This is a genomic window from Methylocystis silviterrae, assembly GCF_013350005.1.
In the GTDB taxonomy this organism is placed as follows: domain Bacteria; phylum Pseudomonadota; class Alphaproteobacteria; order Rhizobiales; family Beijerinckiaceae; genus Methylocystis; species Methylocystis silviterrae.
This window is the reverse complement of sequence record NZ_JABVWW010000003.1, coordinates 216,313-230,330: the sequence shown is the minus strand read 5'-3', so window position 1 is coordinate 230,330 and position 14,018 is coordinate 216,313. Positions and strand designations below refer to the sequence as shown.

The following is a 14,018-nucleotide window of genomic DNA, read 5'->3' as shown; positions in this document are numbered from 1 at the left end:
TGAAGCATCTGGAGCGCATAGCGTTCTGTCGGGGCCGTGATATGCCGCCCGTCGCGTAACCCGGCGGAGGCGCGAAACACCCGAACTCCCGCTCGAGACAGCCCTGTTCTTAGAGTTATGGAGACCACCTGAAGCCGCTCGCCGACAGCAACGTCTTATGCGCGGCTTCGGCTGGCGCTCTGTGGTGGTCGTCAGTGACGGCTCGGCTTATTAATCCGGCGGTCAGGCGTTTCCGTCGCCGCCGGAGAGAATAGCGCCGGCGATCCGCCGGTTGAGAAACGAAGCGCGCGGATGGCGGCGTTGCGGACGAGCTAATGATTTACGCACAAGTCCGGCGGAGGCGCGAAACCGCCGAACTCCCGCTCGAGGAGTTTGGCGAAGCCGATCGTGGTGCGATCTTCGAGGTAAGGTCCTATGATCTGCACGCCGATCGGCAAGCCGGTCTTGGTTCGATCGATCGGCGCCACCGTCGCCGGGAGGCCGGAGGTCGTGGCGAGCTCAGCCCATACAATCTGGGCATCGAGATAGGCGTAGGATCGGCCGTCGATCTCGATGCGTCGCGACTCGATCGGCGAATGATCATGTGGAAAAGCGGGCGTCGGCATCGCCGGGCAGAGCACGACGTCCCATTCGCGAAAGAGCTCTCGCCACCGCTCCTGAAGCGCGCTCCGCGCCCCGTCCGCCGCCAGCCAATCCCGATGGCTGATGACCGCGCCGCGGGTACGTTCGGCCGCGAGGCTCCGGTTCCGGGGCGACAGCGCCGCGGCCGCGCCGCGAAGCCTGACATAGACGCTGGGTCGCAAATCCGCGCCCCAAAATGCGGACAACAGCCGAACATAGAGACGCGCAGAATCGGCAAGGTCGGGCAGCAAAGGACTGGCGTGCGCGAGTTTGGCGCCCGCACGGACGAGCCGCTCCGACAACCGACCGAGCGCCGCCCGCACCACGTTCGCGGTACGGCCAAGCGGATGCGTGTCGATGACGAGAACGCGAAAGCCCTTGAGGTTATCGTGCCGCGCGGAGGGCAGCGCCAGCCGGTAGCCGACGCCGCCGCGCTCCTCGTCCGGTCCTGCGATCACATCGAGCGCAAGCGCGAGGTCCGCAGCGCTTCTGGCCATTGGACCGATGACCCCGAGATCGCAGTCGCGCGGCAAAGGCGGCGCGCCCGGCGGGGTCAGTCCGCGATTAGGCACAAGACCTGATGACGGCTTGTGAGCATAGACGCCGCAATAATGCGCTGGGGCGCGCAACGAACCACCACGGTCCGAGCCGATCGACAGCGGCCCGAAACCGCAAGCGAGCGCCGCCGCCGAGCCGCCCGAGGATCCCCCTGGCGTGAGCCGAAGATTCCAAGGGTTGTTGGTCGTGCCGTAGATGTCATTGTAGGTCTGCCAATCGCTCAGCATCAGCGGAACATTGGTCTTGCCGAGGATGACGGCGCCCGCATTCTTTAAGCGCGCGACGACCAAGGCGTCTTCTTGCGGCATGAAGCGCTTGAATTGCGGGTCGCCCCAAGTCGTCGGCAGTCCGGCGATATCGAAGGATTCTTTCACCGTCATCGGGACGCCAAGCAATGCGCCCGTTCCGCCGCGAGACAGCGCGACATCGGCCGCCTTGGCCGCCTCGCGGGCGCGTTCGAAGTCTCGGGCAACGACGGCGTTGACGCGGCGATCTCCCGTCTCGATGCGCGCGATCGTGCGATCCGTGAGCTCCAGCGCGGAAATCTTTCGCGCCCGCAACGCGGCCAGGAGATCTTTGATCGTGCAGTAATCCCACTCCGATGCGGGAAGGGAATGGGTCTTCTGAGCCAACGCCCCGCCCGACCATGGGGCAGTCGCGGCCGCCAGAGCGGTTGTCCCTGCTCCGATCAAAACATCGCGTCGTGCTGCGCCAGTCATTGAACGATCCCTGACCGCCGATCTGTCAGTCGCGCTGGCGACGCGCCGTCAATCGGCGACGGGCGTTGAATCGCTTTGAGCGCCGCGTCCGATCGCGATCTGGCCGACCGACCCTTCGACGTGAAACGCGAGGCCTGTCATTTTGGCGAAGAGGTCGATATCTCCGACGCCAATCGCGCAGGCGCCAATCTCCATCTCGGCGGCCATCAGATAGAGCGTCTGCATCAGCACGCCGACATGTTTCAGAACAAGCGCATAGGCGAAGCCGCTATATTTCCAGGACACACGGCCGAAACGCGCCGCCATGGTGACGAGGACTTGCGGGACCGCCGGCGCGCCCATGGCGAATTGCGCGTCCTCCAGCATCGCCGTAAGCCATTGCGCGTTCGTCTCGATCAAAACAAGAGCGTGGCGGCTGGCGTCGTAATGATAAAAGCCGCGCGCCAAGCCCTCACATCGATCAACGGCGAGATAGAGCTCCAATTCGTAACTCGCGCCGCCCGACGGATACGGACGAGGGGCGGTCTCCAACTCCGGCTCATCCTGGTCTTCGTCTGGCGCACGCTCTCGCGATATGATTCTTGCGGCGCCGTCGAGGAGCCGCGCCACCTCCGCCAGCGTGATCAAGCGCCGCTCATCGAAGGCGCGAGTCGAGCGTCGGCGCCGCAGCAATGTCGCAAAGTCCGAAGGCGGCGCCGTCTCAAACGTCTTCAGGTCGATCGCCGGCCCCGGCCAGCTCGGCCGCACCGCGGGCGGCGGCGCTGCGAGATCCGCGTGGGCGTAAAGGCCGCCGGAGGGATTGGCGTGCCGTCCATCGGTGCTGCGGGTGTGGAACAGCAGATCGTGGAAGTCCCATAGAACGAGATCGCCGTCGCCTTCGGCTGCGCGCAGCGCTTTGTCGGCATCATGACCGGGCGTGAACAGAATCTGGCTATCGAGGAGCAGCGCCAGCAGCTCGACGCCCGGAAAGTTGGGCGATTTGCGGAGCTCTCTCACCGTACGCGCCTCCGACAGATGCGCGATCATTGCTGTAACGCTTGGGTCGCACAGCCGGAAGAGCGCCATGGCGCGCGGCGATTCGAGCACCAAGTCGGCGCCGCGCCGCCGCATATAGGCGAAGCGCGACAGCGCTAGCGGGCGATCCTCGTCGATTTCGATCATCCGTGGCGCATAATCGCGCATCTGCGGCTCGACGACGATGAGATCGGGATCGCTGGGCGCGCGAGCCAGGCGATATTCAACGAGTCCGTAAAGCGCCAGCCTCCGGACAAGTTCGCTCATCTCCCCGTCCCGCGCCCCATCGAAGGCCACGCCCGTCTCGAAGTCGGCGGCGCGCTCTGTGACATCGGCGCCAAACTTTCCGAACTCCACGGCCCGACCGTCGAAAAGGGCGGAGACGCCGCCCGTGGCGTTGCGCTCGAGCGTGACGCCAGGATTGAGCCGTGCGAAGAGCCGTGGCGGCGGCGCGAGGGGTTGGGAGGCTTCGCTAAGCAAATCAGGTACGGGGGAACAAAGGATTGACATCGGCTTCGCGCACCGGCCGCTTGCGCAGACCCAGCGCGATGGGCACGTCGTAGAGACGGCCGGGGCCGAAGCGGCGATAGAAGTGCCGCAGTCCCGGAACGATCACGCGAACCACCGGCACGTCAATGTCCGGACGCGTCTGATCGAGGACGAGAAAATCATGTCCGGCCCGCGCGGCGAGCTTGACGCAGGCCAGCACCTGGTCGCGGCCGTCGAGTTGGGAGAAATTCTTGAACCGCGACCGCCCGAACGACGCCTTGCCCTGCGGCCGCAGATAGGCGTGCTTGCGCAACGGCAGAGGGTCGCCTCCATAATCGTCGTCGGGCCCGAGTTCGGGGCGGCCGCCGAGGCTCTCGATGGCAAGAAACTGGTTGAGCTCGGTCATGGCGCGCAGCGTCGCGATCCTTGGATCGAAATGCGCGCCGGCTGCGACTTCGATATATTCCCGTCCGTCCTCGATCCAATGGGCGACGGCGACGACGACGGGAATGCCAAGATCGCTCGTTACGTCCAGCGCCCAGACGTCGCGGCCCATCCTCGCGAAAACGGCGCGCAGGTCGCGCACATAGCTGTCGCCAAGCTTGTCGAGATCGATCTCCGGACGACGCAAACGGTTGTACCACCAGATCGCATATGCGTCCCGCTCAACGAGTTCGAGGAAACCCTGAATGATGGCTTCCTCGATCGTATTGCCCGCCGCGCAACCGTTCGAATCCGCGCTGATCTGATTGGCGCAGCCGGACTCGTGAAAGAAATACAGAAGGCCGGTGGGAACGTATTTGAAGCCCTCGTCGCGCAGCGACCACACTGGCGACCATTCCGCCTCCGCGGCGGGATCGAAGCGCTGTGCGCCCTCGCCGCAGCCGCCGCTTTTCGCGCCCTGCTCATATTGCGCGTCGCTATAGAGCAGGATGTCGTTGGGCAGGATCGCCTCGCCGGCCGGGAAATCCGTAAATCGTCTGACTGTCCTGATCTCGTCGCCCTGGAAAATCCCGCAGTAGCGCTCGATCGCCTCCATCAGCGCGCTGGCTTCGCCCTGTTCAGCGACGCTGCCCTTGCCATAGCTGTCTCCGCTCAGCCCGGCCTGAAGGGCGTCGACGGTTTCGGGGCGCGGCGAAAAATTATGTCTGGCGACAAAGCTCGCGTCGAGCGGCTGTTGGCTCTTGATCCGATCGAGATGCGATACGACGCCGGTCAGCGGGCTCACATGCTTGCGATTGCGAGCGAGAGTGTCGCCCGGCGCGACCGATCTGTAGCCCCCGCTCGTCACGACGCTCGCGCTACCGGCATGCAGCGGGATGGGCGTGGGCGCTCGCGCGGGATCGCGCATCTCGGGGTCGCCGCAGCTTGGGCATTGCGGCCGAGCCGGCACATAATGGCGGGCGACGGTCGAGCCCATCAGATCCAGGCTCACGATATGCTGGTGCAGATCGGTGCGGAAGTCGCTGGCGATCGCCTTGGCGATTTCCGCGGCGGCGAGGCCAACGCCGCTCAGGCCGAGTGGATGGGCGCCAAGCGGCGAGACAGCGACGCAGCGCGCCTCCTTGCGGCCGAGGAATGCCTTGACCTGACGATTCCAGTTCATGCGATCGGCGAGGCATCTCCAGCAGGCGCTCTTGCCCGGGCTGAAGATTGGGCCGACCAGCGGGAAAACGCCGGAAGGCTGCACCAGCATCCAGTCCTGCTTTTTCTCGAGCCGCCGGCGGTTGAAATCCGCGAGCTGGCTTTCGAGATAATCGCCGACCAGGGCGATGGTCAGATCGCCGCCGCGCTTCACGACCCTGACGCCGAAAACGTCCAGCGCCTCCTCCAGCGCCCGCGCGCCGCCGATCCCGAGAGTTTCGATCTGAACGGACACTTTTTGCAGATTTTTCGCGGCGAGGTCGGGCGGCAGGCCGAGACTCGCCCAGTAGGCCGCCGCGACGCCATCGGATGCGCCCGCTGGGACGACGAAGCGACGATCAAGCAGCCGCTTGAACGCCTCGTCTATTGAGTCGACGGGAAACTCTGCGGAGAGCGCCTTGCGTATGGCGTCGGGCTCCTCTCCCGCGCCGATCCGCTCGGCCAGCGCGCAATAGAGCGCGCCACGAAGGAAAAACTTTCTGTCCTCCGAATAGAGACAGACAACGTCAGGCGGCAGGACATAGACCGAAAAATTGGGCGAGAATCGAAGGACCTTGTCGCCTAACCGCTCTTGTGAAACCGGCTTCGGCGCAAGCGGTTTAGATACGTCAATTGTCATTTGGCTGTCGCGCGCCCCCATCTCGTCGCGCCCAGGAGCGACGAGATTTGTTCGATTCAGGAATCCGAGAGACGCACGTAGACCCACAGACCCGCGCGGAACACTATGTAAATGCTCCGCACGACCTAACTGCACGCCTCGCCTCGGCCCACGGCATCGGCCCGAAGCGCTGGCGGCCTATCGAGACCTGGCCGCTCAGCCGTCAAATGTGCAGCGGTGCGTCACCCGCAACCACGGCAGCCGCAACCGCGACAGCCACAGCCCCGGCAGCCGCGGCAACCACGGCAGCCACAGCCTCTACAGCCACGGCATCCCCACCACCAAGCGACCTGCTCGGTCTTGACGGCCGGAACTTCTTCGCGATCGAAAAGGCGGAACGAATTCAGCCCCACGTCGAACACTTCCTGTTCGCGGAGGTCGATCGTACGCGTCCGGCTCGTCGTCGGAGCCGTCGAAGCGTCAGCAGGAGAACTATCGACGCAGGCAGCGCCTGCGAGCGACAAAGATACACCCATCACGCCGAGGGCTTTCTTGCCTCGATGTTTGTTCTGTGGGTTGTCCGATGAGCGCGCCATAGACTCCTCCCAAAAAATCTCAAAAACCGCACGGATGCAGACAATAGCGCTCCTCGCACGCTGGTCAATACTCATCCGGTAAAAGGCGAGCCCGAATGTCTCGACGATCGCCGATGGAATGAAGCCGGCTACGCATGAGCCCGCCAAAGCCTTCCCGCGCACATCGTTAACGTCATGGACCGGCTCGCCGGGATATTGGCTCAGTCGATCCGGCGTATCGCCGCTTCGGGAACGCGCGACACGGCATCCGAGGCTGCGCGATCAAGAAACATGTTGGGCGCCAGAACTCCTGAGGCTACGGCCCGCTTCGGACCGCCGACGAAGACTATTGGCGGCCTATGCGCCTTGGCGTAATGAACGAGCGGTCGCGCTACCGGATTTGTGCTGGGTTGGACCGCATGGCGGAGGCGCGAACAGCCGGAGCCGTCATATGCAGCGCGTAACGATAACGATCGACGAAGAGCTGATGAGCGCGCTCGATCAGTATATGGAGACTGGCGGCCATCGAAATCGCTCCGAGGCCGTTCGCGATCTCGTCCGCGCAGGGCTGCTCAAAACGCCCGAAACCGATGACAGCGCCCGCCCCTGCATGGCGGCGCTCGTTTACGTCTACGACCACGAGACGCGGCAGCTGTCGAAAAAACTGATGCATGACCATCACTCTCACGCCGACATGTCGATCGCGACGCTGCATGTGCACATCGATGAAGCGACCTGTCTCGAAGTGTCGCTGCTTAAGGGCCAGAAGACGGATGTCGAGCACTTCGCCGGGCATGTGATCGGCGAGCGCGGCGTTCGATACGGGCAGCTCGTCGTCTTGCCGGCGGATCTCGAGCAAGGCGAAACGCCCCACGTCGATCGTCACACGACCGGCCGCCACCCGCACCATTCCAGCTAGAGCGCGTCGTCTGTGGCAAATCGGCAACGCTTACGGCAAATTGTTTCGAGCCAATTGACCCAACGCATCGCGTAAGACAATTTTCTAAAAAAATCACAATAGCGCGCACGTACGGGAACCCACGAAATGAGCCGCCGCCGCCTCGCGACCTCCGTCTCCTCCGTCGTCGTCGGCCTCGTTCTTCTGGGCACGGACGCTTTTGCGCATACGATTTCCCTGCCAAAAATCGATGTTGGCGGGCAGCGGCGCACCGTGACCGTTCCCCATGTGCATACGCCATCGGGGACGCGCATCGTCAGTTCGACGCGCCCGTCGCCGGTCGTCCCCGCGGTCAGTCGCCCCCCAGCTGAGCCGTCGGGACCCCAACCGCCGCCAATCACCTCGTCAAGCGAGAAATTCTTCACCGGCAAGGAGGTGAACGCGCTGCCCTTCAAGCAGCCCGGCGAGGCGCTCGAAATCGTGCCAGGCCTTATCGTCACGCAGCACAGCGGCGACGGCAAAGCCAATCAATATTACCTGCGTGGTTTCAACCTCGATCACGGCGCCGATCTCGCGCTCTATCTCGACGGCATGCCGTTGAACATGCGCACCCATGGTCACGGGCAGGGTTACGCGGACGCGAATTTCCTTATTCCTGAACTTCTCGCCTATGTGCTGGCGCGCAAAGGGCCTTACGACGCGCAGGACGGAGACTTCTCCTCGGCCGGCTCGATTTACATGCAGTATAAGGACAAAATCGACAAAGGCTTTTTCCAGGTCACCGGCGGAAGTTTCGCCTACGCGCGGGCGCTGGCCGTCGTGCCTTATCAGGATTTCGCCGGAGGCTCCGCCTACGGCGCCGTCGAGGCGCAATATTACAACGGACCCTGGGAGCGCGGCGACAATCTGCACCGGATCAACAGCGTCCTGCGCTGGGCGCGGGGAACGCAGCTCGATGGCGCCGCCGTCACGTTTATGGGCTACGCCAACAAATGGTATTCGACTGACCAGATTCCGGAGCGAGCGGTCTACAGCGGGTTGAAATCACTCTGGGGGACGCTGGACCCGACTGACGGCGGCGACACCACCCGCTTCTCGCTCTCTGGCCGCTGGAGCCAGACTGAGGGCAATCACGCCTCTCGCGTCGAACTCTATGTCATGCATTCGACGCTCGATCTCTACAACAACTTCACCTACTACCTCGCCAATCAAACCCTTGGCGACCAGTTCCGCCAATTCGACCGGCGCACCATGGTCGGCGTCAATGCCGAGCATGCGATCAAGTGGGACAGTTTTGGTCTTCCAGTCCAGACCCGCGTCGGCCTGCAAAGTCGTTACGACGACATTCGACTCGGCCTGCAGGACAGTTTTCGTCGCACGCCCTATGACACGGTGCGCAACGATGCGGTCGGCGAAGGCAGCGTCAGCGTGTGGACGGACACGACGGTGCAGTGGTCGCCATGGCTGCGCACAGTGACGGGCGGCCGTTTCGACTATTATAACGCCAACGTCAATTCGCTGCAGAGCCTTCTGGGCGCGCCGGTGATCGCGACCAGCGAGGGGCTGCCGGCCTTCCTCTGGACGGGGCCGTTCAACAGCAACTCGAAGGACGCGTCGCTGTTCAGCCCCAAGGCCTCGATCATCGTTGGGCCTTTCCAAAAGACGGAACTCTATTTCAACTATGGCGAAGGTTTCCATTCCACCGACGCGCGCGGCGCCGTGCAGAGCTTCTCGGCGTCGGAACTTTCCGACACCGACGGCTTCCTTACGGTCTCCTCCATTCCGCTTCTGGTGAAGTCGCGCGGCGCGGAGATTGGCTGGCGCACCAAATATATCGAAGGACTTGATTCGAGCATGAGCTTCTTCTGGCTCAATCTCGATTCCGAGAACCAGTTCGAGGGCGACAGCGGCACCACGACTTTCGGCCGACCGAGCCGCCGTTACGGCATCGAATTCGCCAATCATTATCGGCCGGTCTCGTGGATCAGCTTCGACGGCGACGTGGCGCTGGTGCATGCGCGCTATCGCGGCGTGGATCAGCTGCAGGCGTTCGCCTGGCTCGATCTGATCACGCCTGAGGCTCTGCCCTATGGAACGTTTTTAGGAAACGCGCCGGGCAATTATCTGCAAAATTCCGTCGGCATTACAGCAATGGGCGGCCTTGAAATCGGCGAAGCGACAGGTTGGTTCGGCGCGCTGAAATATCGCTACATCGGCTCTCGCCCGCTGACCGAAGACGGCTATCTCCAGTCTCCTGTGACGGGCACCTTGAGCGCGCGGCTCGGCTATCGCTGGGCGGACGGCTGGCGGCTGCAGGTCGACGCGTTCAACGTGTTCAATTCTCGGTCGGATCAAATCACCTATGGCTATGGCTCGCTGCTGCCGACCGATCCGCTGTATTCGGCATGCGTCAATGGCGTCGCGCCGAGCGCGGTCTGCGGCGTCGGGGTGATGGACCGGCATTTCAAGCCGCTGGAGCCCACCGCCGTGCGCCTGACGTTCGGCGGTCCGATCAGTTTTGAGTCGCTGCCCGACTTCACAGCGCCGCTGCGGATCGTGTCGGACTAGCCGCGCTCCGCCCAATCGGAATCGACGGCGACGGCGGCGTCGATTTCCGCTTCGGTCATTTTCTGTCTCAACATTATGCTCCGCTATCTGGCCGTGAGTCGGGCGGGCGAACCATGATCCCGGTGAATTCGCTCCCTGCCGCAAAGGAGTGCTAGGGAGAGCCGATGCGCTTTTCCCCTTCCTTCCTCGATGAGATACGGGCGCGCCTGCCCGTCTCCGAGGTCGTGCGCCAAAAGGTGAAGCTTCGGAAGGAAGGCAGAGAATGGCGGGGCCTCTCGCCCTTCAACGCCGAAAAGACCCCGTCCTTTTACGTCAACGACCAGAAGATGCGTTGGTTCGACTTCTCTGCCGGGAAGAACGGCAACATTTTCGATTTTGTCATGGAGACGGAGGGGCTCTCGTTCCCCGAGGCGGTCGAGAGGCTGGCGGCGCTCGCCGGCCTGCCGCTGCCCGTCGAGACGAAAGAGCAGCAAGAACAGGACAGACGGCGCGCGACGCTGGGCGAGGCGCTGGAGGCGGCGGCGGTCTTTTTCGAAAAGCAGCTCGCCGGCGCCGCGGGTCGCGAAGCGCGCGCCTATCTCGACCGCAGACGGATTTCCTTGGCCGCGCGCGAAAAATTCCGCCTCGGTTTTGCGCCGCCCGAGCGCCATGCGCTGCGCGATCACCTCGCCGCCAAAGGCGCGAGCGTCGAAACGATGATCGAGGCGGGCCTGCTCGTCCACGGCGAGGATATCGCCGTTCCTTACGATCGTTTCCGCAATCGGGTGATGTTTCCGATCTGCGACCGCGCTGGGCGGGTTATCGCCTTTGGCGGACGCGCCCTGGAGGCGGACGCCCAGGCGAAATATCTGAATTCCCCCGAGACGCCGCTCTTTCACAAGGGCGCGACGCTCTACAATCTGCATAACGCCCGCAAGGCGGCGCATGAAACCGGCGCGGTGATCGCCGTCGAGGGCTATGTCGACGTTATCGCGCTGGCCGCTGCGGGTTTCCCCAACGCGGTCGCTCCCCTGGGCACTGCGCTGACGCCGGAGCAATGCGCCCTGCTCTGGCGGCTGGCGGAGGAGCCGATCCTCTGTTTCGACGGCGACAAGGCGGGACAAAAAGCCGCCTTTCGAGCAGTCGATACCGCGCTGCCGCTGATTGGCCCTGGCCGATCGCTGCGATTCGTCCTTCTGCCGGACGGCCAGGACCCAGACGAACTGCTGCGCTCAAGCGGGGCCGAGGCGCTCGCGGAAGCGCTGAACCACCCGCTGCCGCTCGTCGATCTCCTGTGGATGCGCGAAACCGATGCGGCGACGCTGGATACGCCCGAGCGCCGCGCCGCCCTCGAGCGGCGGCTGCGCGAGATCGTTGGTCAGATTGGCGATGACGACTTGCGACGTCATTACCTCCAGGAGCTGGCGCAGCGGCTGGAGCGCCTCTTCGGCCGGGATCGGCGCGGCCAGTTTCGACGCCCAGACGTCCCTCGGCGAGGCGCGGGCGGTCGCCGGCGCGCTTCCGACGAGGGCGCCTTGACCATTGGACCAGGCCTGGCGAATTCGCCGCTGTTTCGCGGCGTCAAGTCCGCGATTGCGCCGCGCGAGGCGCTTATCCTTTTGATTCTCATTAATCATCCAGATCTCATCGACTCCCGCGCGGAGGATCTGGCCACGCTTGATCTTGAGTCCGCCGACGCGCGCGACTTGCGCGACGCGCTCCTGCGGTTCGCGGAGAGCAACGCGAGCGATAAACTTGAGCTTCGCCCATTTTTGGCGTCGCTTGGACTTGCACGGACGGTCGCCCGGCTCGAGGCGATGGCCGCCCATTCGACGCTCTGGAGCGTGCGCCCCGAGGCTGCGGCGGCGGACGCCGGCGAGAGTTTGCGACAGGCTTTCGCCTTGCATCGCAGATCATTGGCGTTAAATAGAGAGTTGCGCGCGGTGCAAGCTCTGCTAGCCGACAACCCCAACGAGCGGAATAATGCGCGGCTGAAGGATATTCAGACTCAATTGTCGGCGCTAGATGGCGCAGAAGCAGCGGTGGAAGGATATGGATCGCTTTCCGGCCGGCCGTCGCGGAACTTGTGAAGTTAGCGCCGGGGTGAAGAGGGGACGGAAAGCGCGCCGCTAGCAGGCGGTGCGAGGGTTTGGTGCGGTCGGCCGGGCTTTTTCGTCCGCTTGCCGCGCTTTGGCGTAGAGAGGGCCGGCCTCTCTGGCTATTTTTGGAAAACTTGCGCCTTGCCTGGTTCGGGGAGCCGATCCGGGGCGAGGCGTTTGGAGCTTGTGGATGGCGAAGAAAGACGAAACTAAGGTCGAGAACGAAACCGTAGCGGCGACGGAGGCTTCCGACGGACCGCTTCTCGATCTCAACGACGCCGCCGTCAAGCGGATGATCAAGCTCGCGAAAAAACGCGGCTTCGTCACCTATGCCGAGCTGAACGCGGTGCTGCCGTCCGAGGAAGTGTCGTCGGATCAGATCGAGGACGTCTACGCGATGCTCTCGGAGATGGGCATCACCGTCTCTGAAGGCGACGATCCGGACGACGTCGAGGCTGAGGAACAAGCCGCCGAAGAGGAAGAAGCCGAAGGCGGCGAACTCGTCGAGACCCCGCGCGCGACCGCGGTGGCGACGCGCACGTCGGAGCCCGCCGATCGCACAGATGACCCCGTGCGCATGTATCTGCGCGAGATGGGCTCGGTCGAACTTCTGTCGCGAGAAGGCGAAATCGCCATCGCCAAGCGCATCGAGGCCGGGCGTGAGGCGATGATCGCCGGGCTCTGTGAGAGCCCCCTGACCTTCCAGGCGATCATCATCTGGCGCGAGGAATTGGAAGCCGGCAAGGTCTTGCTGCGCGACATCATCGATCTCGAGGCGACCTACGCCGGGCCCGAGGGCAAAGCGGCAAAGACCGCTGAGCCGGCGCCCGCGGCCGACCTGGCGCCGGCGACGGCGCCGCGCACTCCGCCCGCCGGGCTGCAGGAGGACGTCCCGCCCGCCGAAGAAACGTTCGAGGAAGAAGACGACATGGAAAATTCCGTGTCGCTCTCTGCGATGGAATTAGAACTGAAGCCGAAAGTCCTCGAAACCTTCGCGCGCATCGCCGACGCCTATAAGAAGCTGCGCCGACTTCAGGACCAGAACGTCGAGAACAAGCTCAAGAACGAGACCCTGACGCCCGCTCAGGAGCGCAAATACAAGACGCTCAAGAAGGAAATCGTCGCCGACGTCAAATCGCTGTCGCTGAACCAGAACCGCATCGAAGCGCTGGTCGAGCAGCTTTACGACATCAACAAGCGACTTATCGGCTATGAGACGAAGCTCCTGCGGCTCGCCGACAGCCACGGCGTGATGCGCGAAGACTTCATCGACAAGTTCCACGGCTCGGAGCTCGACCCGAAATGGGTCATGCGCGTCGCCAAGCTCGGCTCCAAGGGCTGGAGGGAGTTCGTCGCCGCGGACAAGGATCGCATCAAGGATCTACGCGGCGACATTCATGCGCTTGCGACCGAGACGGGACTGGAAATCTCCGAGTTCCGCAAAATCGTGCATATGGTGCAGAAGGGCGAGCGCGAAGCCCGGCAGGCGAAAAAGGAAATGGTCGAGGCGAATCTGCGTCTCGTGATCTCCATCGCCAAGAAATACACCAACCGCGGCCTGCAATTCCTCGACCTCATCCAGGAAGGCAACATCGGTCTGATGAAGGCCGTCGATAAATTCGAATATCGCCGCGGCTATAAATTCTCGACCTATGCGACGTGGTGGATTCGTCAGGCGATCACCCGCTCGATCGCCGACCAGGCGCGCACCATCCGCATTCCCGTGCATATGATCGAGACGATCAATAAGATCGTGCGCACCTCGCGCCAGATGCTGCATGAGATCGGCCGCGAGCCGACGCCCGAGGAACTTTCCGAAAAGCTCGCCATGCCGCTCGAGAAAGTGCGCAAGGTCCTCAAAATCGCCAAGGAGCCGATCTCGCTCGAGACGCCAATTGGCGACGAGGAGGATTCGCATCTTGGGGATTTCATCGAGGACAAGAACGCCGTGCTGCCGATCGAGGCGGCGATCCAGTCGAATCTGCGCGAGACGACGACGCGAGTCTTGTCGTCGCTGACCCCGCGCGAAGAACGCGTGCTGCGCATGCGCTTTGGCATCGGCATGAACACCGACCACACGCTCGAAGAAGTCGGCCAGCAGTTTTCGGTGACGCGCGAGCGCATCCGCCAAATCGAGGCGAAGGCGCTGCGGAAGCTGAAGCATCCGTCAAGGAGCCGGAAACTGCGGAGCTTCTTGGATAACTGACGTCCCTGCCCGAAGCACGGGACGTGCTAAGGTGCGCGTATGAACCCGCA

The 14,018-nt window shown here is 63.4% G+C and carries 7 protein-coding genes; 4 read left to right on the top strand and 3 right to left on the bottom strand.

All coding sequences use genetic code 11. The features are described 5' to 3' along the window. Nucleotides 1–311: 311 nt before the first annotated feature. The 3 genes from HUN39_RS04650 to HUN39_RS04640 are packed head-to-tail and all read right to left on the bottom strand — an operon-like array spanning nucleotide 312 to nucleotide 5,664. Nucleotides 312–1,898, bottom strand: a complete 1,587-nt coding sequence (locus HUN39_RS04650; protein WP_232365906.1) for an amidase — start codon at nucleotides 1,896–1,898, stop codon at nucleotides 312–314. A gap of 48 nt (nucleotides 1,899–1,946) precedes the next feature. Further along, on the bottom strand, nucleotides 1,947–3,392 hold the full coding sequence (locus HUN39_RS04645) for a SagB/ThcOx family dehydrogenase (RefSeq protein ID WP_175093323.1): 1,446 nt from the start codon (nucleotides 3,390–3,392) through the stop codon (nucleotides 1,947–1,949). A 1-nt stretch (nucleotide 3,393) separates the two neighbouring features. After that, on the bottom strand, nucleotides 3,394–5,664 hold the full coding sequence (locus HUN39_RS04640; RefSeq protein WP_175093322.1) for a TOMM precursor leader peptide-binding protein: 2,271 nt from the start codon (nucleotides 5,662–5,664) through the stop codon (nucleotides 3,394–3,396). 1,005 nt (nucleotides 5,665–6,669) lie between these two features. Between HUN39_RS04640 and nikR the strand changes: the two genes are divergently transcribed. The 4 genes from nikR (at nucleotide 6,670) to rpoD (ending at nucleotide 13,968) form a co-directional block, all read left to right on the top strand. Next, nucleotides 6,670–7,137: a nickel-responsive transcriptional regulator NikR gene (gene nikR / locus HUN39_RS04635; RefSeq protein WP_175093321.1), complete on the top strand. Its 468-nt coding sequence runs from the start codon at nucleotides 6,670–6,672 to the stop codon at nucleotides 7,135–7,137. A gap of 126 nt (nucleotides 7,138–7,263) precedes the next feature. Continuing rightward, complete coding sequence (locus HUN39_RS04630) at nucleotides 7,264–9,684, top strand: TonB-dependent receptor (protein ID WP_175093320.1); 2,421 nt, start codon at nucleotides 7,264–7,266, stop codon at nucleotides 9,682–9,684. A gap of 164 nt (nucleotides 9,685–9,848) precedes the next feature. Then, complete coding sequence (gene dnaG, locus HUN39_RS04625) at nucleotides 9,849–11,753, top strand: DNA primase (protein WP_175093319.1); 1,905 nt, start codon at nucleotides 9,849–9,851, stop codon at nucleotides 11,751–11,753. A gap of 199 nt (nucleotides 11,754–11,952) precedes the next feature. After that, nucleotides 11,953–13,968, top strand: a complete 2,016-nt coding sequence (rpoD, locus tag HUN39_RS04620) for an RNA polymerase sigma factor RpoD (RefSeq protein ID WP_175093318.1) — start codon at nucleotides 11,953–11,955, stop codon at nucleotides 13,966–13,968. Nucleotides 13,969–14,018 lie beyond the last annotated feature (50 nt).